Source organism: Streptomyces nojiriensis, from assembly GCF_017639205.1.
In the GTDB taxonomy this organism is placed as follows: Bacteria; Actinomycetota; Actinomycetes; order Streptomycetales; family Streptomycetaceae; genus Streptomyces; species Streptomyces nojiriensis.
The window spans coordinates 4,943,166-4,965,857 of the sequence record NZ_CP071139.1 but is presented as its reverse complement, the minus strand read 5'-3'; the positions used below and the strand labels follow the sequence as shown (position 1 = coordinate 4,965,857).

Sequence of the window (22,692 nt, the reverse complement as noted above, 5' to 3'; positions counted from 1 at the left end):
GGGTCACGAATACCGCGGGTGCGGCAGCGTCGACGGCGGCAGTCCGGGCACCCGGGTGCGTTCCGCGTCACGTGCGGCGTCCTGCAGGGAGCCGGTCGACAGCGAGCGCAGCGCGGGCGTGTCGCGGTCCACCCGCAGGGGCGGGTCCTGGTCCCTGGCGGCCAGGACGAAGCCCCAGTCCTGCGGCGGCGCGTCGGTCACGCCGTGGGGGGTGCGGTCGGGTCCGGCGGCGAAGCCCGTCAGGCGGCCGCCCGCGCTGTAGGGGGCGGTGTGCAGGCCGGCCGCGCGGAGGGTGGAGTCGACGGTCCAGTACGCACGCGGGCGCGTGGACATCGGTCCGGCGTGCACGGCGATGCGGCCCCCGGGCCGCAGGGCCCGCGCGGCCAGCCCGTAGAACTCCTGCGAGTACAGCTTCGTGCTGGGGGTGATGCCCGGGTCGGGGAGGTCGGAGACGATGACGTCGAAGCGGTCGTCGGCGGCCGGCCCCCGCAGCCAGCGGAAGGCGTCCTGCGTGACGACGGCGAGCCGCGGGTCCTCGTACACCCGGGCGTTGAGTGCGGAGAGCATCGGATCGGTGCGGGCGAGGCGGACCACGCCGGGGTCGAGTTCGACGACGGTGACGGAGGAGACGTCCCGGTAGCGGAGCACCTCGCGCGCGGCGAGCCCGTCGCCGCCGCCGAGGACCAGGACGCGGTGGTGCGGGCCGGTCATCGCGGGGTGGACCAGGGCCTCGTGGTAGCGGTACTCGTCGTAGCCGCTGACCCGCAGCCGCCCGTCCAGGTAGAGGTCGAGGGAGCGCGGGGAACCGGTCCCGGGCCCGGTGAGCACCAGCTCCTGCACCCCGGTCTGTACGGCGACCCGCACCTCACCGCCGTAGACGGCGCGCCGGGCGGTCCGCTCGAAGTCGTCGGCGAGGACGGTCGCGGAGGCGAGCACGGCCAGTACGGTCACGTTCGCGCCGATCAGCAGCCAGCGGCAGCGGCGGCTCAGGTCGCGGCGGAACAGCCACAGGACCAGCCCGCCGCCGACGATCACGTTGACGGTGCCGGTGACCATGGCGCCGGTGAGCTGGCCGAGCACCGGGAGCAGCAGGAAGGGGAAGGCGAGGCCGCCGACGAGGGCGCCCACGTAGTCGGCGGCGAACAGGTCGGCGACGGCCCCGCCCGCGTCCTGCCGGCGGATGCGCTGGATGAGGACCATCAGCAGCGGGATCTCCGCGCCGATGAGCACCCCGATGGCGAAGGAGAAGGCGACGAGCGCGGGGCGGGACTCCCCCAGCCAGGCGAAGCTCGCGTACAGCGCTATGGCCGACAGCCCGCCGAGGAGGGCCAGTCCGGCCTCGATGGCGCCGAAACCGAAGGCGGGCCGGTGGCGGAAGCGCTTGGCGAGCAGGGAGCCGACGCCCATGGCGAAGACCATGACGGACAGCACGACCGACGCCTGGGTGACGGAGTCGCCGATGAGGTAGGTGCCGAGGGCGAGCAGCTCCAGCTCGTATACGAGCCCGCATGCGGCGCAGACGAATACGGTGGCCAGGACGAGGAGTCGGCCGGTCCGGGGCCGTACGGGCAGGGCGGCCGGGACGGTCGCGGCGCCCCGAGGATCCGGAGCCGGGAGCACCCGGCGCGGGACGGAACGGTCGATCATGCAGCGAACCGTACGTCACCACTCACCTGCATCCGGTCACCCACATGGGTGTAAGTGGCGTACTGATCCGGCCAGTTGGCGTAACCATGGCGGGATAATCGCGCCCCCGGCGCCCGCTACGTCAGCGCGGGCGATTCCAGGGCCGCCGCCGCGGGCGCCCCGATCCGTACGCCCACCCGTGTCCGGGTGGCCACCAGCTGGCCCTCCTGCGGGTACGCGTGCCAGGTCCGCCAGCGCACCTGGCCCTCGTAGCGCTGCGCGAGCATGGCCGTGAAGGCGTGCGGACTTCCGGGAAAGGTCCCAGCTAGTCCGTTCGGGTGGTCCGCCACCAGTGCGAGCAACTCCTGGGCCCGCCCGGCGAAGGAGCCGCGGGAGAGGGTTTCGACGCGCGCGGCGAACTCGTACTCCCAGTCGCCCACCCGCTTCGCCACGCCGAGCGGCAGCGGCGTACTGCTGCCGGGCATACAGGCGACGGTCTCCGAGCAGAGCACCTCCCCCTCCTCCAGGAGCACCTGGTGGGACGCCCCGAGGAGGCGCAACTCCACCTTCGCCCCCGAGAGTTCGAGGTTCAGTACGGCCAGGGCGGGCAACCGGTCCCGACCCAGGGCCCAGGCGAGATCGGCGGCACGCGTGTCGGTGTATGAGGTCTGGAGGGTCGTGAGCATGAGTCGGCTCCGCAAACGCGCGAGGGAGATGGGCCGGGGCCCGCCAGCGGTAGCAAGCACGGGTGGGGGGAAACCGGCACGGGTCCACAGGAAGTCCAGGGAGGTCCGAGGACTGGTCTACTCAACCGAGGGAATCATGAAAGGCACGGCACTCACAGCGTTTTTACCCAACTTGACGGGGTTTACATCCCCCCGGGGGCTCCGCAGTTCACGTGTTCAAGAAGTTGCGTCCCGCGCGTCGTCATGCATCGGCGAACAAGAGGGCGTCCCACGGCAGTCGGACCGCCGAACGCCCTCGTCCACGCGGTGAGCCGCGGGTGTTTCACGGGTGTTGCGCGGGTGTCGGGCCGAGGCCTCGCGCCGCCCCCGCGTCAGCTGGAACCGCCACCGCAGCCGCCGCCCCCGCCGCACGAGGAGGACGACCCCCCGCACGAGGAGGACGATCCGCAGCCGCCGCCCGAGGAACCGCCGTCACCGCTCCACCAGCTGCCGTGGCCGCGCCCGCCCCGGCGCCGGGACGAGCCCCGGCCCGCGGACGACCGGACCAGCTTGACAAGGAAGTACGCCGCGACGAAGAGCAGGATCACAACGAAGACGAACCCCATGTGCGCCACCTCTCTCACACCCCGGTCTTCCCGGGGGAGCGGGATCCCCGCGTCCCGCGTGAGGGGGAAATGCCCCCGGGCCGCGCGGCCCAAAGCACACTTGAGGAAGTCCAGAGGTTGCCCTCAGGATGACGACCATGAGCACACCCGTGAGCAGCGACCGCCCCTTCCTGAACCGCCGCCTGGCGGCCTTCGGCACGACGATCTTCGCGGAGATGTCGGCGCTGGCCACGCGCACCGGTTCGATCAACCTCGGCCAGGGCTTCCCCGACACCGACGGCCCGGCGCAGATCGCCGAGGCGGCCGCCCGCGCGGTCCTCACGGGACTCGGCAACCAGTACCCGCCGGGCCCGGGCGTCCCGGAACTGCGCACCGCGATCGCCGCGCACCAGCAGCGCTTCTACGGGATCGGCCACGACCCCGACACCGAGGTCCTCGTCACGGCGGGCGCCACGGAGGCCATCGCCGCCGCCCTCCTCGCCCTCCTGGAACCGGGCGACGAGGTCATCGCCCTGGAGCCGTACTACGACTCGTACGCGGCCTGCATCGCCATGGCCGGCGCGGTGCGCGTCCCCGTCACCCTGCGCCCGCACGCCGGAGCCTTCGCCCTCGACCTGGACGAACTGCGCGCCGCCGTCACCCCGCGCACCCGCCTGCTGCTCCTGAACACCCCGCACAACCCGACGGGCACCGTCCTGACCCCGGCCGAACTCACGGCGATCGCCGAGCTGGCCGTCGAGCGCGACCTGCTGGTCGTCACGGACGAGGTGTACGAGCACCTGGTCTTCGAGGGCGCCCACACCCCGCTGGCGGGCCTCCCGGGCATGCGCGAGCGCACGGTCACCATCTCCTCGGCCGGCAAGACCTTCTCGTTCACCGGCTGGAAGGTCGGCTGGGTCACCGCGCCCCCGGAGCTGATCACGGCGGTCCGCTCGGCGAAGCAGTTCCTCACGTACGTCTCCTCGGGCCCCTTCCAGTACGCGATCGCCGAGGCCCTCGCCCTGCCCGACAGCTACTACGACGCCTTCCGCGCCGACCTGGCCGCCAAGCGCGACATCCTCGCCGACGGCCTCGCGGCGGCCGGCTTCGAGGTCTTCCGCCCGCAGGGCACGTACTTCATCACCACAGACATCACCCCGCTCGGCGAGAAGGACGGCCTCGCCTTCTGTCGCGCCCTCCCCGAACGCTGCGGCGTGGTCGCCATCCCGAACCAGGTCTTCTACGACGACAAGGCCGCGGGCAGGACCCAGGTCCGCTGGGCCTTCTGCAAGCGAACGGATGTTTTGGAGGAGGCGGTGAACCGCCTCGGCCGACTGACTCGCTGAGCGCAAGCCAGGTGGACGTGCGGGCACAGGGCCCGGGCTTTCGGCCGGTGCCCGTGCCGCACGGGCACCACGAGTTACTCGGTGTCCTTGGGGTGCCTCGTGGACGCGTAGACCAGGATTACGGTCGACGTCTCAGGGCTGACCACGTAGCGCACGCGGCCGCCGCTCGTGACCTCGAACTCCCACTGCTCCAGCGCGGAGCCCTTCCACTCCTTGGTGGCGAGTCTCCCGCGCAACTGGTGCTGACGATTCCAGTTGTCACGCGACAGCGGGTCGGTGCGCAACGCCTCCAGGCACCGGTGGGCACTGGGCAGCGCCGCGCGGCACAGCTCCTCCCACCCCGCCACCGCCTCCGTGGTCCCGAAGACGACGTTCCATCCGCTCAGGGGTGGAACGCTGACCCGATCGCCCTTCTTCGGGCTCACCCACCCACCTCGACCGGCCCCAGGTCATCCCCGTCGAGCGGACGCAGAGCTTCCTTGAGCTGCTCCGGATCCGCGTTGATACGAGCCGTCGCCCTCCAGGAGACGAGCGCGCGGTGCACGGCCTCCCGCGCACCCAGCTCCGCCGCATCGGAAAGCGCTTCCAGGAGTTCCACGGTGAACGCGCGCATCTCTTCGTCGTCCAGGTGCCGCACCCACGGGAAGACTTCGGGCAGCGCCAGCAGGAGCGACCGGGCTCCGTCATCGTGCTTCATGAGCGCGAGGAAGAGCCGGGACGCCGTCGTGAGGTTCTCCTCGGTGCGCTCCGCGTGCACGGCCGTCGTCAACACCATGTCGGGTGCGTCCCGATGCGTGACGCGCAGAGCACCGAGGGCGGCGGCTCGGGCAGCTACGGCCTTCGGGTTTCTCGACAGATCCGTGAACGAAACCGACTCGGGCTCGGCTCCCAGGTAAGTGAGGCTCATACCCAGACTGTACTCAGATTGTGTTCTGAGTGCCAGAGTTTTCCTTGGTGCTCTGTGCTCATGTCCTGCCCTTCTGCAAGCGCGAGGACGTCCTGCGCGAGGCCGCCGAGCGGCTGCGCCGGCTCTAGGGGGGCCGCTTCGCGCGGGCCGTTCCGACACCGGTCATCGTGCGTCCTTGCGGGGTTGTAGGGCCGGTGTGAAGCTGTGCGTCGTGCAAGTGCCCGAAGCCCTCACCGCCGGGTGAGCGGAACCACCGCGAGCTGGAAAGTCGGGATTCATGGCAACGGGCAGAGCGGCCGTGTCCGCGTCGCCGCTGGAGATGCGCGCGGTCCGGGCCGTGCGGTCGGCCGCGCCGACCACCGTGATCGCGCTCGGGGTGTTCGCCGCCGTGCGCGGGGCCGGGGTGCTGGTGCTCGGCCTCGGGGCCTGGTGGGCCGGGCGGGATCCGCTGAAGGTGCTCGGCAGGTCCTGGGACTCGGACTGGTACCTGCGGATCGCCGCCCACGGCTACGGGCGGACCCTGATGTGGCCCGAGGCCGCCACCGGGACCGGGCCCGTGCAGAGCGACCACGCCTTCTTCCCGCTCTACCCCACCCTGATACGGCTCGTCTCCGGGGTGCTGCCCGGCGGGATGGTCCCCGCCGCGCTGCTCGTCGCGTGGGTCTCCGCCGCCGTGGCCGCCCTCGGGATCTACCGGGTCGGGGAGCGGGTGACCGGCCCGCGCGCCGGGCTGCTGCTCGTGGGGCTGTGGGCGGCGCTGCCGCACGCCGTGGTGCTCACCCTCGCCTACACCGAGGCCCTGCTGGCCGCCTTCGCCGCCTGGGCGCTGTACGCCCTGCTGCGCGGCCGCTGGCTGTGGGCCGCCGGCCTCGCCGTACTGGCCGGGCTGACCCGGCCCACCGGGCTGGCCGTCGCGGCCGCCGTCTCGGCCACGGCCCTGTACGCGATCGTCGTACGAAGATCCCGGGCACCCGAGGTGTGGCTGGCCGGGCTGGTGGCGCCGGCGGGCTGGACGGCGTACGTCCTGGCCGTCGGGGCGAAGGTGGACGACCCCTTCGGCGGCTACTTCGCCGTGCAGCGCGGCTGGGGCTCCCGCTTCGACTTCGGCGTGGGGGCGCTGCGCTCCGCCGAGCGGGTGCTGACCGGCGGGCACGTGCCGCTCGCCACCACCGTGACGGTGGTCCTGCTGGCCGTCGCCGGGCTGCTGGCGGTGCTGCTGGTCCTGGACCGCACCCCGCTGCCGCTGCTCGCCTACACCGCGATCCTGCTGGTCATCGGCTTCGGCGGGGCCGGCTTCTTCGAGTCCAAGCCGCGCTTCCTGCTGCCGGCCTTCCCGCTGCTCCTGCCGCTGGCCGCCGTCATGGCGAGAGCCCGGCCCCGCACCGCGGTCATGGTGACCGCGGTGGTGGCCGGGCTCGGTTACGGCTACGGGCTGTATCTGCTGCTGATCGCCCGTGTGCCGCTGTAACGGCTAGCTGTTGGTGTCGCCGTTGCTGTCGTCGCCGTCGTCGCCGTCGGTGGAGTCGATGTCCTGCTCCAGGCCGAGCTGCTCGACGAGCCACTTGTCGAACTCGATGGACGCGCGGACCCAGCTGACCGTGGAGGACACGAAGTGCTCCAGGTTGACGCCGGTGCCGATCAGCATCTGCGCCTCACCGATCAGGCGGACCGAGCCGTCGTCGTGGGTGTGGCTGTAGACCTTCGGCCACAGGGTGCGGCGGTTCCAGTCGTCGATCGACTCGAGAAGCTGCGGCTTCTCGTCGATCTTGTGCGGACGGTCGTAGAAGGTCCGCACCGAGAAGACCTGCTGCTCGTCCTCGCCGCGGAACATGAAGTACGTGCGGAACTCCTCCCACGGCGCCGCGAGGTCACCCTCGTCGTCGACGACGTACTTGAGCTCCATCTGCTCCAGCAGCTGCTTGACCAGATCCTGGTCGGGGACGACGGGGCCCGCCGGTCCTGTGGCCTGCGGATCGGGCTGCTGCCCTCCGAAGTTCGGAATCGAGGCCGGGTCGATGCTCACCGTGTTTTCCCTTCGTGCGGATACCTGCATCCTCCCCCATCGCGCCCACCTTGTGTCCAGCCCCGCACGTACGATCCGCTCCGGGCGGAACGATTAAGAACCGAGTAAGAACCAGGTAAGGGGGGCGCATGGCCCTGCGCGGTACGTTCAAGCTGGTCCTGGGGCTGCCGCTGGCCGTCGGCGCCGCCGTGTGCGCCGGGGTGCTGTGGCAGGCCGCGGAGGATCCGGGCGACGAGGGCGGCCCCCGGGGGACCGCCGACTGCGCGGAGGTCATGGCATTCGCCCGGATGGCCCCGCCGGCGGGCTGGCGGGACGGGAAGTGCGACCGGACCGAGGCGGCGGACGGCCGCACGACGGTCCTGGGCACCTTCCGCATGGAGCACGCCGACGCCGAGGCGTGGGTCGCGTCCTTCCCGAAGGCACCGGAGCGGGTCGTCTGCCCCGGTCCGCGGCCGGACAACTACGACCCGGAGAGCGAGGGGTGCTTCGCCCTCGTCCACGAGGAGCCGCAGCCCGGCCGGGCGGCCGGGCTGCGGATGCGGATCACCCCGGAGGTCGGAACGACCGCGAAGGTCCGCTTCGACGCGTCCTGAGACGGCCGGCCGCGCCCCGGGGCGCGGCCGCCCCCGCTCAGAGGGCCTTGCCGACCAGCAGGTCCTCGCCCGCCACGTCGACCCGTACGGTGTCGCCGTCCCGGACCTCGCCGGAGAGGATCTCCTTCGCCAGGCGGTCGCCGATCGCCGTCTGGATCAGACGGCGCAGCGGCCGGGCGCCGTACGCCGGGTCGTTGCCCTTGTCCGCCACCCAGGCCAGGGCCTCGGGGGTGACCTCCAGGGTCAGCCGCCGGTCGGCCAGGCGCTTGGCGAGGCGGCCGATCTGGAGCTCGGCGATGTGCGCCAGCTCGTCCCGGCTCAGTGCGGAGAAGACCACCAGGTCGTCCAGGCGGTTGAGGAACTCCGGCTTGAAGCTCGCCCGGACCACGTCCAGGACCTGCTGCTTCTTCTGTTCGGCCGGGGTGAGCGGGTCCATCAGGAACTGGCTGCCCAGGTTCGAGGTCAGGATCAGGATGGTGTTGCGGAAGTCCACGGTCCGGCCCTGGCCGTCCGTGAGCCGTCCGTCGTCCAGGACCTGGAGCAGGATGTCGAAGACCTCGGGGTGGGCCTTCTCCACCTCGTCCAGGAGCACCACGCTGTACGGGCGGCGGCGCACGGCCTCGGTGAGCTGGCCGCCCTCCTCGTAGCCGACGTAGCCGGGCGGGGCGCCGACCAGGCGGGCCACGCTGTGCTTCTCGCCGTACTCCGACATGTCGATGCGGACCATGGCCCGCTCGTCGTCGAAGAGGAAGTCGGCGAGCGCCTTGGCCAGCTCCGTCTTGCCCACGCCCGTCGGGCCGAGGAAGAGGAAGGAGCCGGTCGGGCGGTCCGGGTCGGCGATGCCGGCCCGGGTGCGGCGCACGGCGTCGGAGACGGCCCGCACGGCCTCGCCCTGGCCGATCAGGCGGCGGCCCAGCTCGTCCTCCATGCGCAGCAGCTTCTGGGTCTCGCCCTCCAGCAGGCGGCCGGCGGGGATGCCGGTCCAGGCGCCCACCACGTCGGCGATGTCGTCGGGGCCGACCTCGTCCTTGACCATCGAGTCCTTGGAGTGTCCGGTCTTGGAGGCCTCTTCCTCCTCCTCCGTGGCCTCGGCCAGCTCGCGCTCCAGGGCCGGGATCTCCCCGTAGAGCAGCTTGGAGGCGGTGTCGAAGTCGCCGTCGCGCTGGGCGCGCTCGGCCTGCCCGCGCAGGTCGTCCAGGCGCTCCTTGAGCTCGCCGACCCGGTTGAGGGACTGCTTCTCCTTCTCCCAGCGGGCGGTCAGCCCGCGCAGCTCCTCCTCCCGGTCCGCGAGGTCCTTGCGGATCTTCTCCAGGCGCTCGATCGAGGCCGGGTCGGACTCGTTCTTCAGGGCCAGCTCCTCCATCCGCAGGCGGTCCACGGAGCGCTGGAGCTCGTCGATCTCCAGCGGGGAGGAGTCGATCTCCATGCGCAGCCGGGACGCGGCCTCGTCGACGAGGTCGATGGCCTTGTCGGGGAGGAAGCGGGAGGTGATGTACCGGTCGGAGAGGGTCGCGGCGGCCACCAGCGCGCTGTCGTTGATGACGACCTTGTGGTGGGCCTCGTAGCGGCCCTTGAGCCCGCGCAGGATCGCGATCGTGTCCTCGACGGACGGCTCGGCGACCAGCACCTGCTGGAAGCGCCGCTCCAGCGCCGGGTCCTTCTCGATCCGCTCGCGGTACTCGTCGAGCGTGGTCGCGCCGACCATGCGCAGCTCGCCGCGGGCCAGCATGGGCTTGAGCATGTTGCCCGCGTCCATGGCGGAGTCGCCGCCGGCGCCCGCGCCGACGACCGTGTGCAGCTCGTCGATGAAGGTGATGATCTGGCCGTCGCTCGACTTGATCTCGGCCAGTACGGTCTTCAGCCGCTCCTCGAACTCGCCGCGGTACTTGGCGCCGGCGACCATCGCGCCGAGGTCCAGGGAGACGAGGCGCTTGTTCTTCAGGGACTCGGGGACGTCGCCCTTGACGATGCGCTGGGCCAGGCCCTCGACGACGGCGGTCTTGCCGACGCCGGGCTCGCCGATCAGCACGGGGTTGTTCTTCGTGCGGCGCGAGAGCACCTGCACGACGCGGCGGATCTCGTGGTCACGGCCGATGACCGGGTCGAGCTTGCCCTCGCGCGCGGCTGCCGTGAAGTCGGTGCCGAACTTCTCCAGGGCCTTGTACTGGCCCTCGGGATCGGGGGTGGTCACCCGCCGTCCTCCTCGTGCGTTCTCGAAGGCGTCGAGCAGCTTCTTCGCCGTCGCGCCCTGGGTGGAAAGGACCTCGCCGGCCGCGCCGCCCTTGGCGGCGAGGGCGATGAGGAGGTGCTCGGTGGAGAGGTAGTCGTCGCCGAGCCGGCCGGCCTGCGCGTCCGCCTCGGCGAGTACGGCGAGCAGGTCGCGGGTGGGCTGCGGGGGCGCGACGGTGGAGCCGGTGACGCTGGGCAGGGCGGCGAGCAGCCGCTCGGCTCCGGCCCGGACGGCGGCCTGGTCGGCGTCGGTGGCGACCAGCAGGTCGATGACGTTCTCGTTGTCCTCGCCGGCGAGCAGGGCCAGCAGCAGGTGCGCGGGGGTCAGATCCGCATGACCGTCCTTGACGGCCCTGCTGGTGGCCGCGTTCAACGCGTCCCGGCTCTTGTTGGTCAGTTCGGCGTCCACTGCGTCTTCTCCTCTCCCCGAGGGGTTGGCACCCACAACAACACTGACAGAGTCAGCGTACGCAAAGTTGAGTCTATTCCACTCAAGGCAAGTGCGGACACCGTTCCCCCGTACCCTTCGGGCCATGTCCCATGACGTACTCAACCCGACGCCCGAGTACCTCGCCTTCTGGCGGGAGCGGCACGTCTGCACCCTGACCACCCCGCGCCCCGACGGCACGCCCCACGTGGTGCCGGTGGGGGTGACGTACGACCCGGAGGCCGGCCTGGCCCGGGTGATCAGCAACCGGCACAGCAAGAAGGTGCGCAACGTCCTGGCGGTGCAGGAGGCGCACCCGGAGGGCGCGCGGGTCGCGGTCTGCCAGATGGAAGGGCGCCGCTGGGCCACGCTGGAGGGCCGCGCGGTGATCCGCACGGACGAGGCGTCGGTCGCCGACGCGGTGGCGCGCTACGCGCAGCGCTACGGGCGTACGCCGTCGCCCAATCCCGACCGGGTCGTCATGGAGATCACCCTGGAGCGGGCCATGGGGCGCGCGTAAGCCGTTGATTCTTCATCTTGTCCGGTTCAGGCACTGGACGCGGACATCACAACGGCGCCATCGTGGTCAGGTCCACGATGGCGCCGTTGTGTGGGGGTAGCGCCTGAGCGATCTGGAACGACGGGGGAATCGCTTCAGGCACTGCGGGGGGTGGCGGTGGTGATATCGGGTTCGAAGAGCTGGTGGTCGCGCTGATCGAGATTGACGAAGACCATTCCGTAGCGCACCTCGCAGCGGACGGGCTGCGGCGCGCCCCGCGGGCGGCGCAGGCACCGGTAGGCACGTACGTCCTCGTCCTCCTCGCGCACGACGACGATCGGTTGGCCGAACAGGGTGACCATCACCGAATCGCCAGGGTGGGGGATGGCCGTGGCGAGATCGATGAACTGCCAGCCCGAACGGTAGGCGGAGGCCATCTCGCGGCGGAAGCCGCGATCGTCGGGGGTCACGCGGACACCGTCGCAGGCGCCTCGGTCCAACCCGTATCGCCGCTTCCGCCCAGCTGGCCGCTGGTCCAGCCGGTATCCGCGTACTTACCCGCGGGCGCCGTGGTCCAGCCGGTGTCGTCCGTGCTCGTCAGGCTCGTGCCCTGACCGTCCCTAGCGCTCCCCGCGTCACTTTCGACGGCGCTGACTGCCCCAAAAACCGCAACGGCGGAGAAAACTATGGCAAGCACCGAGCGAAGCATTCTCTTGTACATGGTCGGCTTCGTCCTCACTTGATGGAATCCTCTCCCCCGCGTGACAGACGATGGCTCATTCAGGCACGTCAATGCCACAGGGACGATGCATCATGTTCTTGCATGTTCAGGACCCTGGGGGGTGGAGATTTGACGCGAAACGAGACAAAAGCGACACATCCCCACCCTGTGACGTCCATGTGCGCCGAGGGGACGCGGCTCTACGCGACCGCGCTGAGCACCGGCCGGATAGCCCGGGGCGAGATCCAGAACGCCCCCTGCCTGCTTGAATTCGCTCTTCTGCAGCCCGACCCGGATGACGCGAACCAGCTCCGCCCGGTTCCCCCGGCCGTGGCTTTGGCTCAACGGCTCCATCCGATTGAACGCGAGATCCAGGACCGCCGGCGCAGCGCTGTAGATCTCACCGACACTTTCGAGCCTTTCCTGGCCATCAGCGCACAGAGCCCGGCCAACACCCATGCCATCACGGTGCTGGAGGGTTTCGAACAGATCAACGCCGCCCTGAACCTCGCGACGGCCGAGTGCCACACCGAGGTGCTGACGGTCCAGCCCGGCGGCGCCCGGCCCTCCCTGGCCCTCACGCAGGCCCTGGAACGCGACCAGCCGCTGATCGACCGCGGGGTCAGCATACGGACCCTGTACCAGCACACCGCACGGCACAGCCAGGGCACGCTCGCCTACGTGGAGCGGATCTCGACGGGCAAGGTGGAGATCCGCACCCTGGAGGAACTGATCGAACGCCTGATCATCTTCGACCGCACGGTGGCCTTCATCCCGGTGAGCGACGACCGCCGGGTCGCCCTGGAGCTGCGCCACCCGGGCCTGGTCGACTACCTCATCAAGGTGTTCGAGCAGCTGTGGCACCGCGCCGTGCCCCTCCAGGAGGAGGTGACGTACCGCAGCACCCCCGGCGGGATATCGGGCGTGCAGCGGACCATCGCCCAGCTCCTGATCGAGGGCCACGTCGACGAGGCCATCGCGCGCCGCCTCGGCATGAACGTCCGCACCTGCCGGGCGCACATCGCCAAGCTCGCCACCACCCTCGGCAGCGGCAGCCGCGCCCAGCTCGGCTACCTCATCGCCCGGTCCGGCATCCTGGGCCGCCCCTCGGACCCCGAACAGGACTGCGAGGGACACCCGGACCACGAGGACCACGACCGGGACGGGGAAGGACTCTGACAGCCCTCAGGCCCCGCCCCGGAAGGGGCGGGGCCTGAGGGTGCGGGCCCGGGTGAGAGGCGCACTCAGTCCATCGGCCGCTTGGGGTTGGGGCGCCAGACCACCAGGGCGCTGCCCGGCTGCGGAGGGCTGTACGGGACCAGGTCGCGCCGGTACGAGGCGTGCACCTGGGCCTCGCGGGCCTGCAGCGTGGCCGCCGCGCCGTCCACGGCCGCGGAGAGCTCGGCCACGCGCTGCTGGAGCGCGGCGACCTGGTTCTCCAGTTCGATGATGCGCTTGATGCCCGCCAGATTGATGCCCTCGTCCTGCGACAGCGCCTGCACCGTACGGAGCAGTTCGATGTCACGGGCCGAGTAGCGCCGGCCGCGGCCGGCCGTACGGTCCGGGGAGACCAGGCCGAGACGGTCGTACTGGCGGAGGGTCTGCGGATGCAGACCGGAGAGCTGGGCGGCCACCGAGATCACGTAGACCGGGGTCTCGTCGGTGAGTTGGTAGGCACCGCTTCCCAGACGGGAAGACTGTCGTCGGCGGCCGTCCATGTCATGCTCCCTTCGCGGACTCGAACAGCGCGGAGCGCGGGTCCTGCGACTCCGTCGCCTCGCGGTACATCTCCAGGGCCTCGCGGGCCTTGTCGGACAGCTCGGTCGGGACCTCGACCTCCACCGTGACCAGCAGGTCGCCGCGGGTGCCGTCCTTGCGGACCGCACCCTTGCCGCGGGCCCGCATGGTGCGCCCGTTGGGGGTGCCCGGCGGCAGCTTCAGCGTCACCGAGGGGCCGTTCAGGGTCGGAACCTTGATCTCGGCCCCCAGCGCCGCCTCCGCGAACGTCACGGGCACGGTCACCGTCAGGTTGTCGTCCCTGCGGCCGAACACCGGGTGGGAACCGACGTGCACGACCACGTAGAGGTCACCGCCGGGACCGCCGCGCTCGCCCGGCGCACCCTTGCCGCGCAGCCGGATCCGCTGGCCGTCGGAGACGCCCGCCGGGATCCTGACCTGCATGGTGCGGGAGCTGCGGGCGCGCCCGCTGCCCTTGCAGACCTCGCAGGGGGTCTCCGCGATCAGGCCGCGGCCCTTGCAGTCCGCGCAGGGGTCGGTCAGCGAGAAGCCACCGCCGCTGCCCCGCGAGACCTGGCCGGTGCCGACACAGGTCGGGCACACCCTGGGGGTGCCGTTCTTGTCGCCGGTGCCCGAACAGGCCTTGCAGGGGGCCTGGGAGGACATCCGCAGCGGGACCGTGGCCCCGTCCACCGCCTCCGTGAAGGAGAGGGTGACCTCCGACTCGATGTCCTGGCCGCGGCGCGGCTGGGTACGGGTACCCGCCCCGGGGCCGGCGCCGCGGTTGAAGAGGCCGCCGAAGACGTCGCCCAGGCCGCCGCCGAAGCCGCCGGCCTGGCCGGCGCCCTGCTGCTGGCCCCCGAAGAGGTCGCCGAGGTCGAAGTTGAACGAGCCGCCGCCGCCCGGCCCGGGGCGGAAGCCACCGTTGCCGAACAGCGCGCGCGCCTCGTCGTACTCCTTGCGCTTCTTGGCGTCGCCGAGGATGTCGTTCGCCTCGGAGATCTCCTTGAAGCGCTCCTCGGCAGAGGCGTCGCCCTTGTTGGCGTCCGGGTGGAACTCGCGTGCGAGCTTCCGGTACGCCTTCTTGATCTCGGCCTCGGTGGCGTCCTTCGGGACACCGAGGACCTTGTAGTAGTCCTTCTCGACGAAGTCCTTCGTGCTCATCCCCGGTGTCCCTCCTCCCGTGCTTCTACGTGTGGTGCATCAGCCCTTGTCGGGGGCATCCGCGTCCAAGCCGTCCGGCGCTTCGCCCTCCGTGGACTCGGACTTCGGGGCCGCGCCCGGCTGGGGCTCGGCCACCGCGACCCGTGCGGGACGGATCGTACGCTCGCCGATCCGGTACCCCGGCTGCAGGATCGCCACGCAGGTGTCCTCGGTGATGTCCGGCGCGTACGAGTGCATCAGGGCCTCGTGGATCGTCGGGTCGAAGGGCTCGCCCTCCTTGCCGAACTGCTGCAGGCCCATCTTGGCGGCGACGGTCTCGAGCGATTCGGCCACCGACTTGAAGCCGCCGACCAGCTCGCCATGTTCCCGCGCCCGGCCGATGTCGTCCAGGGTCGGGAGCAGCTCCGTCAGGAGGGACGCGACCGCGATCTCCTTGACGGTGATCCGGTCCCGCTCCACCCGGCGGCGGTAGTTCTGGTACTCGGCCTGGAGCCGCTGGAGGTCCGCGGTGCGCTCGGAGAGCGCGGTACGGGCCTGGTCCAGCTGCGCCAGCAGCGCCACGTCCTGGCTGGAGTCCCCGGCCGGGGCCGCCTCGTCCTTGGCGGAGTCGGCGGCCTTCGGCTCGGCGTCGTTCTGACCGGCGTCGGGGACTTCGGGCTTCTCGTCGAAGCCCGGGGTCTCCTCCGACATCAGGCAGCGCCGCCCTTCGGCTTCTCGTCGTCGACGATCTCGGCGTCGACGACGTCGTCGTCGGCCTTGGCCTGGCCCGCGTCACCCGCGCCGCCGGCGGCCTGGGCGGCCTGCGCGTCGGCGTAGATGGCCTGGCCGAGCTTCTGGCTGACCGCGGCGAGCTTCTCCGTCGCGGTGCGGATCTCGGCCGTGTCCTCGCCCTTGAGCGACTCCTTCAGCTCGGCGACGGCGGACTCGACCTCGGTCTTGACGTCGGCCGGGACCTTGTCCTCGTTGTCCTTGACGAACTTCTCCGTCTGGTAGACGAGCTGCTCGCCCTGGTTGCGGGACTCGGCCGCCTCCTTGCGGCGCAGGTCCTCGTCCGCGTACTGCTCCGCCTCCTGGCGCATGCGGTCGACCTCGTCCTTGCCGAGCGAGGAGCCGCCGGTGACGGTCATCTTCTGCTCCTTGCCCGTGCCAAGGTCCTTGGCCGTGACGTGCATGATGCCGTTCGCGTCGATGTCGAAGGAGACCTCGATCTGCGGGACGCCACGCGGGGCCGGGGGCAGGCCCGTCAGCTCGAACATGCCGAGCTTCTTGTTGTACGCCGCGATCTCGCGCTCGCCCTGGTAGACCTGGATCTGGACGGACGGCTGGTTGTCCTCGGCCGTCGTGAAGATCTCGGAGCGCTTCGTCGGGATCGTGGTGTTGCGCTCGATCAGCTTGGTCATGATGCCGCCCTTGGTCTCGATGCCGAGGGACAGCGGGGTCACGTCGAGGAGCAGGACGTCCTTGACCTCACCCTTGAGCACACCGGCCTGGAGGGTGGCGCCGATGGCGACGACCTCGTCCGGGTTGACGCCCTTGTTGGCGTCCTGACCGCCGGTGAGCTCCTTGACGAGCTCGGCGACGGCCGGCATGCGGGTGGAGCCGCCGACCAGGACCACGTGGTCGATCTCGGACAGCTGGATGCCGGCGTCCTTGATGACGTTGTGGAACGGGGTCTTGCAGCGGTCGAGCAGGTCCGCGGTCAGCTGCTGGAACTGGGCGCGCGTGAGCTTCTCGTCCAGGTGCAGCGGGCCCTCGGCGGAAGCCGTGATGTAGGGCAGGTTGATCGTGGTCTCCGTGGAGGAGGACAGCTCGATCTTCGCCTTCTCCGCGGCCTCGCGCAGGCGCTGGAGCGCCATCTTGTCCTTGGAGAGGTCCACGCCGTGGCCGTTGGCGAACTGCTTCACCAGGTAGTCGACGACGCGCTGGTCCCAGTCGTCACCACCGAGGTGGTTGTCACCGTTGGTGGCCTTCACCTCGACGACGCCGTCGCCGATCTCCAGGAGCGACACGTCGAAGGTGCCGCCACCGAGGTCGAAGACGAGAATGGTCTGGTCGTCCTTGTCGAGGCCGTAGGCCAGGGCGGCGGCCGTGGGCTCGTTGACGATGCGCAGGACGTTCAGGCCCGCGATCTCGCCGGCCTCCTTCGTCGCCTGACGCTCGGAGTCGTTGAAGTAGGCCGGGACGGTGATGACCGCGTCCGTGACCTTCTCGCCCAGGTACGCCTCGGCGTCGCGCTTCAGCTTCTGCAGGATGAAGGCGCTCATCTGCTGCGGGTTGAAGTCCTTGCCATCCAGGTTGATCTTCCAGTCAGTGCCCATGTGGCGCTTGACGGAGCGGATGGTCCGGTCCACGTTCGTGACCGCCTGGCGCTTGGCCACCTCGCCGACGAGGACCTCGCCGTTCTTGGCGAAGGCGACGACGGACGGCGTGGTCCTGGCGCCCTCGGCGTTGGTGATGACGGTGGGCTCGCCGCCTTCCAGAACGCTGACGACGGAGTTAGTGGTGCCCAGGTCGATGCCGACCGCACGTGCCATTTCAATTCCTCCAGCTGACTTGAGTGGAACAGACTCAACCATGCCGTATCGCCGCGCTTGCGTCAACAGAGCTGAGTCGAGTCGACTCAACCTTTAGCCCGCGCTTACGCGCAACCTTGCGCCGGCAGGGCCCCGTCGACGCAGCGGGCGCGGGGAGTCCGGGGGCGGAGTCCCGGCAGTGGGGCTTCAGCCGAACGGGTCACCGCAGCCGCGCGCCACCGCAAGACCGCCGGAGGCATGCGGCAGCGTGCTGGCATGCCCCTCACACTCACCGCTCCGCGGGTACGGGTCCCCGCCGCCCCGCCGGCGAAGCGGGTGCTCGACCTCGTCGGGGCAGTGGTGCTGCTCGCGGTGCTCGGCCTGCCGCTCGCGGCCGCCACCGCCCTGCTCTGCGCGACCCAGGGCGGCCGCCCCTTCGCACGGGAGGCCGCGGCCGGCCTGGCCGGCCGCCCGTTTCGGACGTGGCGGCTGCGCACCGCCGACACGGGCCGGATCGGCGCGGCCCTGGACCGCTGCGCCCTCGACAGCCTCCCGCAGCTGCTGAACGTGGCCCGCGGCGAGATGTCGCTCGTCGGACCGCGCCCGCAGGCCCGCACGGACCACCCCGAGCGACTCCTCGTACGCCCCGGAATGACCGGATTGTGGCAGGTCAGCGCGCGTTCGGACCTCCCCTGGGAGGAGATGGCCCTGCTCGACCGGCATTATGTGGAGAACCACTGGCTCGGGATGGACCTCGCGATCCTGGCGCAGACCCCGCGCGCGGCGTACCGGCAAAGGGTCGCCTGAGCGACACAGATCACCGCACGCTCAGCTACATTGCGGCGTCGGGAATGGGTAACCTCAAGCCTTGACTTCATAAGTTACCGCTTAGTAAGTGCCGCCCGAGGAGCCCTTCCATGCAACTCGCCGCGATCATCGTGTCGCTGGTCATCACGGTGGTGGCCGTCGCGCTGTTCGGCCGTGCCATCGTGCAGATCTACCGTTTCGTGCGACTCGGCCAGCCAGTGCCCGCGGGCACGCGCACCGGCGATCCCACGCAGCGCACCATCACCCTGGTCAAGGAATTCCTCGGCCACACCCGTATGAACCGCTGGGGCATCGTCGGCTTCGCGCACTGGTTCGTGGCGGTGGGCTTCTTCTCGCTGCTGCTGACGATCGTCAACGCCTTCGGCCAGCTCTTCCAGGCCGACTGGCTGATCCCGATCATCGGTGACTGGCTGCCGTACGAGATCTTCACCGAGTTCCTCGGCCTGATGACGGTGCTCGGCATCGTCACCCTCATCGTGATCCGGCAGCTGAGCCGGCCGAGCGCGGCGGGCCGCAAGTCCCGCTTCGCGGGCTCCAAGACGGGCCAGGCGTACTTCGTCGAGGCCGTCATCCTGATCGTCGGCATCTGCATCATGACGCTGCGCGCCCTGGAGGGCGCCCAGCACGGCGTCGACGGCTGGGAGCCGGGCTTCTTCGCCTCGTACCCGCTGATCGCCGCCTTCGACGGGCTGAGCCTGAGCACGCTCCAGTACCTGACGTACTTCTTCGCGGCGCTCAAGATCGTCACGTCCTTCACCTGGATGATCACGGTCTCGCTCAACACCAACATGGGTGTCGCCTGGCACCGCTTCCTCGGCTTCCCGAACATCTGGTTCAAGCGGAACGCGGACGGCTCCACGGCCCTCGGCGCGCTGCAGCCGATGACCTCGGGCGGCAAGGAGATCGACTTCGAGGACCCGGGCGAGGACGACTCCTTCGGTGTCTCCCAGGTCGAGCAGTTCTCCTGGAAGGGCATCCTCGACTTCTCCACGTGCACGGAGTGCGGTCGCTGCCAGTCGCAGTGCCCGGCCTGGAACACGGGCAAGCCGCTGTCCCCCAAGCTGCTCATCATGTCGCTGCGCGACCACGCGCACGCCAAGGCCCCGTACCTGCTGGCCGGTGGCGGCAAGGACATGGAGGGCAACGAGAAGGCCACGGCGGAGCAGCTCGCCGATGTCCCGGCCGCCGCTCTCGCGGAGGCCGAGCGCCCGCTGATCGGCACCGCCGAGGAGAACGGCGTCATCGACCCGGACGTGCTGTGGTCCTGCACCACCTGCGGTGCGTGCGTGGAGCAGTGCCCGGTCGACATCGAGCACATCGACCACATCGTCGACATGCGCCGCTACCAGGTGATGATCGAGAGCGCGTTCCCGTCGGAGGCGGGCACGATGCTCAAGAACCTGGAGAAGAAGGGCAACCCCTGGGGCCTGGCGAAGAAGCAGCGCGTCGAGTGGACCAAGGAGGTGGACTTCGAGGTCCCGATCATCGGGAAGGACGCGGAGGACCTCTCCGAGTTCGACTACCTCTACTGGGTCGGCTGCGCCGGCGCCCTGGAGGACCGGGCCAAGAAGACCACGAAGGCCTTCGCGGAGCTGCTGAACATCGCGGGCGTCAAGTTCGCGATCATGGGCGGCGACGAGAAGTGCACCGGTGACTCGCCGCGCCGCCTGGGCAACGAGCCGCTGTTCCAGCAGCTGGGCCAGGAGAACGTGGCCATGCTGAACATGGCGTTCGGCGAGGACGACGAGGACCCCTCGACGAAGAAGCCGAAGTCGGCGAAGCGGATCGTCTCGACCTGCCCGCACTGCTTCAACACGATCGCGAACGAGTACCCGCAGCTGGGCGGCGAGTACGAGGTCATCCACCACACGCAGCTGCTCCAGCACCTGATCGACGAGGGCCGCCTCACGCCGGTCACGCCGGTCGACGGCCTGATCACGTACCACGACCCGTGCTACCTGGGCCGGCACAACAAGGTCTACACGCCGCCGCGCGAGATCATGTCGGCCGTGCCGGGCCTGCGCCAGCAGGAGATGCACCGCCACAAGGAGCGGGGCTTCTGCTGTGGCGCCGGTGGCGCGCGGATGTGGATGGAGGAGCGGATCGGCAAGCGCATCAACAACGAGCGCGTCGACGAGGCCCTGTCCCTGAACCCGGACATCGTCTCCACTGCCTGCCCCTTCTGCCTCGTGATGCTCACCGACTCGGTGAACGGCAAGAAGAACGACGGCCAAGCGAAGGAACACGTCCAGGTGGTCGACGTGGCGCAGCTGCTGCTCGACTCGGTGAAGACCCCGGGCCCGACGGAGGCCGAGCTGGCCGCGCTCGCGGCGGAGGCCGAGGCACAGGCCGCGGCCGAGGCGGAAGCCGCCGCCGCTGCCGCGAAGGCCGCGGCGGAAGCGAAGGCGGAAGCCGAGGCCAAGGCGAAGGCCGACGCCGAAGCGAAGGCGAAGGCCGACGCCGAGGCCAAGGCCAAGGCGGAAGCCGAGGCGGCTGCCAAGGCGGAAGCCGAGGCGGCGACTGAGGCCGCTGCCGAGCCGGAGGCGGACGCCCCGGCAGAGGCAGACGCCGAAGCCGCGGCCGAGGCGAAGACTGCGGCCGAGCCGGAGGCAGAGGCGAAGGCAGAGACTGCGGGCGAGCCCGAGGCCGAGGCCGAGACGAAGCCCGAGGCCGAGGCCAAGTAGGACTCCCGCAGGGCCCCGCCGGGCACCGGCAGGGCACCCGCACCGGAACGGCCGGTCCCCCACCAGGGGGACCGGCCGTTCCGTCGTCGTACGGGGACGGGAGGGACTCAGCCCCGGCCCCGCAGCACGGTGAAGCCCAGCCCGGCCGCGTCCGCCGCAGAGGCGCCGCCGGAGGCGGCCACCTTCACGCCCTTCCCGCCGTCCTGCCGCACCGGGGCGACCGTGTACTTCTCGATCAGCCTGCCGTTGAAGTCGTACACCCAGCTGTTCCCGCCGCCCTTGCCGTCGATGACGACGAACTTCACGCGCTTGCCGTCCTGGACGAGCCTGTACGTCCAGCCGTCGTGCTGGACGCTCGGACGCCGCAGGTCGATCGTGGCCAGGGCGGCGCGGCCCTTCGGCGTGGAGATCTCGACGCGCTTGCCGTACGAGCCGTCCACCAGCCTGGCGATCCGCCCGTCGGCCATGGTGATCCGCACCGAGCTCTCCTTCCCGGTCTGCGGCTTCGGCGCGCCCTCCATCCAGGAGGTGACGGTGCCGTTCGGCCGGAGCACGACGCGCAGGCCGTCGCTCTGCCCGTACGACGCCGCCCCCTCCTTGCTGACCAGCGTGTCCAGCTTCGCGGAGCCGGCGAGGACGTCCGCCTCGAAGTGGCTGTTGCCGATCCTGTAGACCTCGGCGACGGACCCGTCCGCCAGCTTCACGGTGGTGACGTACGCGCGGACGCTCGCGGCCGGTTCGACGGACGGCAGCACCCCCGGCCCCGGTACGGCCGGCGAGTCCGCGAAGGCGGACCCGACCGGGACGGCCAGGACGGTGGCCGCGCCGACGACGACGGCGGCGCTGCGGAGGCTGGTTCGGCGAGTGTTGCGCATGTGTGGGCTCTTCTCGTGTCTCGTGTACTCGTGCTCGTTCGTGCTCGTTCGTGGTCGTTCGCGCCGTGTGGCGGCGACGAGAACGAAACTACGGACCCGATATGTGCGTAACCCATCGAGAACGTAACGGAACGCCGCAGACCACGACACAGCCTGGTAAATCGGGCACAGGGCAAGATCGGACACGGGGTGGGGACAGCCCCTCCGGGACCCCCTAAGGGATGTCACAGGTCAGCCGCAAAGGGTGGCTGTTCCGGCTGCCCGTCCACGTGTGCCCGCCGGACCAGGTACGTTCGATCACGTGGCTGGATTCAGGATCGGACGCGGCAGGGACAACAACCGCTCTCCGCAACAACCCCCGCAGCAGCAGCAGTCGTACGGTCAGCAGCAGCAACCGCCGCCGTACGGCCGGCCGCCGTACCCTCCCGTCGGCGGCCCGCCACCGCAGCAGCAGTGGCCGCAGCCGGGCGCGGGAGGTCACGGTGAGCCGGAGTACTTCGACCCGTACGGGCAGCAGCAGCCGCACGCGCAGCAGCCCCCGTACGACCACGGGGGCGGGGGCCGCGGCGGCGGGGGCTACAACGACAACCCGGGGCACACCCAGGTCTTCGCCGTCGGCGAGGACCCGTACGGCCAGGGCGCGACCTACCAGGCGGGCGCGGCCTCGGCGGTGCCGTCCGGGCCGCGGCTGCCGTGGAAGGAGCTGCTCCGCGGCATCGTGACGCGGCCGGGGCAGACCTTCCTGCAGATGCGCGACTACGCGGTCTGGGGCCCCGCGCTGATCGTGACCTTCCTCTACGGGCTGCTCGCGGTCTTCGGCCTCGACGACGCCCGCGAGGACGTCATCAAAGCGACCGTGCCGAAGGCCATCCCGATCGTCCTGTCCGCCGGCGTGGCCTTCGTCATCTGCGGCCTGATCCTGGGCGCGGTCACGCACACCATGGCCCGCCAGCTGGGCGGCGACGGCTCGTGGCAGCCGACGGTGGGCCTGTCGATGCTGGTCATGTCCATCACGGACGCGCCGCGCCTGCTGTTCGCCGTGTTCCTCGGCGGCGACAACATGGTCGTACAGGTGCTGGGCTGGGCCACGTGGGTGGCGGCCGGAGCCCTGTTCACCTCACTGATCAGCAAGTCGCACGACCTGCCGTGGCCGAAGGCCCTGGGCGCGTCCGCGATCCAGCTGGTCGCCCTGCTGTCGATCATCAAGCTGGGCACGATCTGACCGCGCCTGAGCACACGAAAGGGCCCGC

21 protein-coding genes are annotated in these 22,692 nt (G+C 70.6%); 8 read left to right on the top strand and 13 right to left on the bottom strand.

The annotated features are described in order from the left end of the window. Positions 1–3: 3 nt before the first annotated feature. The 3 genes from JYK04_RS23205 to JYK04_RS23195 all read right to left on the bottom strand — a co-directional run bounded on the left by JYK04_RS23205 (position 4) and on the right by JYK04_RS23195 (position 2,917). Positions 4–1,647: a polyamine aminopropyltransferase gene (locus JYK04_RS23205; RefSeq protein WP_189743786.1), complete on the bottom strand. Its 1,644-nt coding sequence runs from the start codon at positions 1,645–1,647 to the stop codon at positions 4–6. A 116-nt stretch (positions 1,648–1,763) separates the two neighbouring features. After that, positions 1,764–2,312, bottom strand: a complete 549-nt coding sequence (locus JYK04_RS23200) for a DUF2617 family protein (RefSeq protein WP_030010116.1) — start codon at positions 2,310–2,312, stop codon at positions 1,764–1,766. 371 nt (positions 2,313–2,683) lie between these two features. After that, entirely contained in the window at positions 2,684–2,917 is a 234-nt protein-coding gene (locus JYK04_RS23195; RefSeq protein WP_189743784.1) for a hypothetical protein, read from the bottom strand. Positions 2,918–3,045: 128 nt separating this feature from the next. On the opposite strand from JYK04_RS23195, the gene JYK04_RS23190 reads away from it, so the two are divergent. Further along, positions 3,046–4,242: a pyridoxal phosphate-dependent aminotransferase gene (locus tag JYK04_RS23190; protein ID WP_373297487.1), complete on the top strand. Its 1,197-nt coding sequence runs from the start codon at positions 3,046–3,048 to the stop codon at positions 4,240–4,242. A gap of 74 nt (positions 4,243–4,316) precedes the next feature. Here JYK04_RS23190 and JYK04_RS23185 read toward each other — a convergent pair whose 3' ends face one another. Next, complete coding sequence (locus JYK04_RS23185) at positions 4,317–4,667, bottom strand: hypothetical protein (protein WP_189743780.1); 351 nt, start codon at positions 4,665–4,667, stop codon at positions 4,317–4,319. Further along, on the bottom strand, positions 4,664–5,149 hold the full coding sequence (locus tag JYK04_RS23180) for a prevent-host-death family protein (protein ID WP_229876519.1): 486 nt from the start codon (positions 5,147–5,149) through the stop codon (positions 4,664–4,666). The genes JYK04_RS23185 and JYK04_RS23180 overlap by 4 nt, the downstream gene beginning before the upstream one ends. 277 nt (positions 5,150–5,426) lie before the next feature. On the opposite strand from JYK04_RS23180, the gene JYK04_RS23175 reads away from it, so the two are divergent. Further along, positions 5,427–6,617 carry a glycosyltransferase family 39 protein gene (locus tag JYK04_RS23175; protein WP_189743778.1) on the top strand — a complete coding sequence of 397 codons (1,191 nt, stop codon included), beginning with the start codon at positions 5,427–5,429 and terminating at the stop codon, positions 6,615–6,617. 3 nt (positions 6,618–6,620) lie between these two features. Here the strand turns inward: JYK04_RS23175 and JYK04_RS23170 are convergent, their stop codons facing one another. Next, positions 6,621–7,172, bottom strand: a complete 552-nt coding sequence (locus JYK04_RS23170) for a type III secretion system chaperone family protein (protein WP_189743776.1) — start codon at positions 7,170–7,172, stop codon at positions 6,621–6,623. Between the two features lie 128 nt (positions 7,173–7,300). On the opposite strand from JYK04_RS23170, the gene JYK04_RS23165 reads away from it, so the two are divergent. Then, the gene (locus JYK04_RS23165) at positions 7,301–7,765 is read left to right on the top strand and encodes a hypothetical protein (protein WP_189743774.1); all 465 of its coding nucleotides are present in this window, start codon (positions 7,301–7,303) and stop codon (positions 7,763–7,765) included. A 37-nt stretch (positions 7,766–7,802) separates the two neighbouring features. Here JYK04_RS23165 and clpB read toward each other — a convergent pair whose 3' ends face one another. Then, the gene (gene clpB / locus JYK04_RS23160) at positions 7,803–10,403 is read right to left on the bottom strand and encodes an ATP-dependent chaperone ClpB (protein ID WP_189743772.1); all 2,601 of its coding nucleotides are present in this window, start codon (positions 10,401–10,403) and stop codon (positions 7,803–7,805) included. A 124-nt stretch (positions 10,404–10,527) separates the two neighbouring features. On the opposite strand from clpB, the gene JYK04_RS23155 reads away from it, so the two are divergent. Continuing rightward, on the top strand, positions 10,528–10,941 hold the full coding sequence (locus JYK04_RS23155) for a pyridoxamine 5'-phosphate oxidase family protein (protein ID WP_189743770.1): 414 nt from the start codon (positions 10,528–10,530) through the stop codon (positions 10,939–10,941). A 134-nt stretch (positions 10,942–11,075) separates the two neighbouring features. Here the strand turns inward: JYK04_RS23155 and JYK04_RS23150 are convergent, their stop codons facing one another. Continuing rightward, complete coding sequence (locus JYK04_RS23150) at positions 11,076–11,357, bottom strand: Rieske (2Fe-2S) protein (protein ID WP_189744130.1); 282 nt, start codon at positions 11,355–11,357, stop codon at positions 11,076–11,078. Positions 11,358–11,743: 386 nt separating this feature from the next. Between JYK04_RS23150 and JYK04_RS23145 the strand changes: the two genes are divergently transcribed. Then, complete coding sequence (locus tag JYK04_RS23145) at positions 11,744–12,820, top strand: helix-turn-helix transcriptional regulator (protein ID WP_229876517.1); 1,077 nt, start codon at positions 11,744–11,746, stop codon at positions 12,818–12,820. Positions 12,821–12,885: 65 nt separating this feature from the next. Here the strand turns inward: JYK04_RS23145 and JYK04_RS23140 are convergent, their stop codons facing one another. Genes JYK04_RS23140 through dnaK form a run of 4 tightly spaced genes read right to left on the bottom strand, consistent with a single transcriptional unit; the run spans position 12,886 to position 17,076 of the window. Continuing rightward, positions 12,886–13,359: a heat shock protein transcriptional repressor HspR gene (locus JYK04_RS23140; RefSeq protein ID WP_189743768.1), complete on the bottom strand. Its 474-nt coding sequence runs from the start codon at positions 13,357–13,359 to the stop codon at positions 12,886–12,888. A gap of 1 nt (position 13,360) precedes the next feature. Beyond that, entirely contained in the window at positions 13,361–14,542 is a 1,182-nt protein-coding gene (gene dnaJ / locus JYK04_RS23135; protein WP_189743766.1) for a molecular chaperone DnaJ, read from the bottom strand. A gap of 39 nt (positions 14,543–14,581) precedes the next feature. Further along, entirely contained in the window at positions 14,582–15,232 is a 651-nt protein-coding gene (grpE, locus tag JYK04_RS23130) for a nucleotide exchange factor GrpE (RefSeq protein ID WP_189743764.1), read from the bottom strand. Continuing rightward, positions 15,232–17,076 (bottom strand): molecular chaperone DnaK, encoded by a 1,845-nt coding sequence (gene dnaK, locus JYK04_RS23125; RefSeq protein ID WP_030009743.1) that lies wholly within the window; start codon positions 17,074–17,076, stop codon positions 15,232–15,234. Before dnaK ends, grpE begins: the two co-directional genes overlap by 1 nt. A gap of 255 nt (positions 17,077–17,331) precedes the next feature. Here dnaK and JYK04_RS23120 point away from each other — a divergent pair, with 255 nt between their 5' ends. Together JYK04_RS23120 and JYK04_RS23115 are read left to right on the top strand one after the other, a co-directional pair. Next, on the top strand, positions 17,332–17,862 hold the full coding sequence (locus JYK04_RS23120; RefSeq protein ID WP_189743762.1) for a sugar transferase: 531 nt from the start codon (positions 17,332–17,334) through the stop codon (positions 17,860–17,862). Between the two features lie 110 nt (positions 17,863–17,972). Continuing rightward, on the top strand, positions 17,973–20,567 hold the full coding sequence (locus JYK04_RS23115) for a (Fe-S)-binding protein (RefSeq protein WP_229876514.1): 2,595 nt from the start codon (positions 17,973–17,975) through the stop codon (positions 20,565–20,567). Positions 20,568–20,674: 107 nt separating this feature from the next. Here JYK04_RS23115 and JYK04_RS23110 read toward each other — a convergent pair whose 3' ends face one another. Next, a complete protein-coding gene (locus JYK04_RS23110) occupies positions 20,675–21,442 on the bottom strand; it encodes a hypothetical protein (protein WP_189743760.1) in 768 nt (255 codons plus the stop codon). A gap of 301 nt (positions 21,443–21,743) precedes the next feature. Between JYK04_RS23110 and JYK04_RS23105 the strand changes: the two genes are divergently transcribed. Then, positions 21,744–22,664, top strand: a complete 921-nt coding sequence (locus tag JYK04_RS23105) for a Yip1 family protein (protein ID WP_189743758.1) — start codon at positions 21,744–21,746, stop codon at positions 22,662–22,664. Positions 22,665–22,692 lie beyond the last annotated feature (28 nt).

What these genes read in the sequence shown, in the direction of transcription:
- JYK04_RS23205 (WP_189743786.1), bottom strand. Translation starts at nt 1,647, where the DNA reads ATGATCGACCGTTCCGTCCCGCGCCGGGTGCTCCCGGCTCCGGATCCT.
- JYK04_RS23200 (WP_030010116.1), bottom strand. Translation starts at nt 2,312, where the DNA reads ATGCTCACGACCCTCCAGACCTCATACACCGACACGCGTGCCGCCGAT.
- JYK04_RS23195 (WP_189743784.1), bottom strand. Translation starts at nt 2,917, where the DNA reads ATGGGGTTCGTCTTCGTTGTGATCCTGCTCTTCGTCGCGGCGTACTTC.
- JYK04_RS23190 (WP_373297487.1), top strand. Translation starts at nt 3,046, where the DNA reads ATGACGACCATGAGCACACCCGTGAGCAGCGACCGCCCCTTCCTGAAC.
- JYK04_RS23180 (WP_229876519.1), bottom strand. Translation starts at nt 5,149, where the DNA reads ATGAGCCTCACTTACCTGGGAGCCGAGCCCGAGTCGGTTTCGTTCACG.
- JYK04_RS23175 (WP_189743778.1), top strand. Translation starts at nt 5,427, where the DNA reads ATGGCAACGGGCAGAGCGGCCGTGTCCGCGTCGCCGCTGGAGATGCGC.
- JYK04_RS23165 (WP_189743774.1), top strand. Translation starts at nt 7,301, where the DNA reads ATGGCCCTGCGCGGTACGTTCAAGCTGGTCCTGGGGCTGCCGCTGGCC.
- JYK04_RS23155 (WP_189743770.1), top strand. Translation starts at nt 10,528, where the DNA reads ATGTCCCATGACGTACTCAACCCGACGCCCGAGTACCTCGCCTTCTGG.
- JYK04_RS23150 (WP_189744130.1), bottom strand. Translation starts at nt 11,357, where the DNA reads ATGGCCTCCGCCTACCGTTCGGGCTGGCAGTTCATCGATCTCGCCACG.
- JYK04_RS23145 (WP_229876517.1), top strand. Translation starts at nt 11,744, where the DNA reads ATGTTCAGGACCCTGGGGGGTGGAGATTTGACGCGAAACGAGACAAAA.
- JYK04_RS23140 (WP_189743768.1), bottom strand. Translation starts at nt 13,359, where the DNA reads ATGGACGGCCGCCGACGACAGTCTTCCCGTCTGGGAAGCGGTGCCTAC.
- dnaJ (WP_189743766.1), bottom strand. Translation starts at nt 14,542, where the DNA reads ATGAGCACGAAGGACTTCGTCGAGAAGGACTACTACAAGGTCCTCGGT.
- grpE (WP_189743764.1), bottom strand. Translation starts at nt 15,232, where the DNA reads ATGTCGGAGGAGACCCCGGGCTTCGACGAGAAGCCCGAAGTCCCCGAC.
- dnaK (WP_030009743.1), bottom strand. Translation starts at nt 17,076, where the DNA reads ATGGCACGTGCGGTCGGCATCGACCTGGGCACCACTAACTCCGTCGTC.
- JYK04_RS23120 (WP_189743762.1), top strand. Translation starts at nt 17,332, where the DNA reads ATGCCCCTCACACTCACCGCTCCGCGGGTACGGGTCCCCGCCGCCCCG.
- JYK04_RS23115 (WP_229876514.1), top strand. Translation starts at nt 17,973, where the DNA reads ATGCAACTCGCCGCGATCATCGTGTCGCTGGTCATCACGGTGGTGGCC.
- JYK04_RS23110 (WP_189743760.1), bottom strand. Translation starts at nt 21,442, where the DNA reads ATGCGCAACACTCGCCGAACCAGCCTCCGCAGCGCCGCCGTCGTCGTC.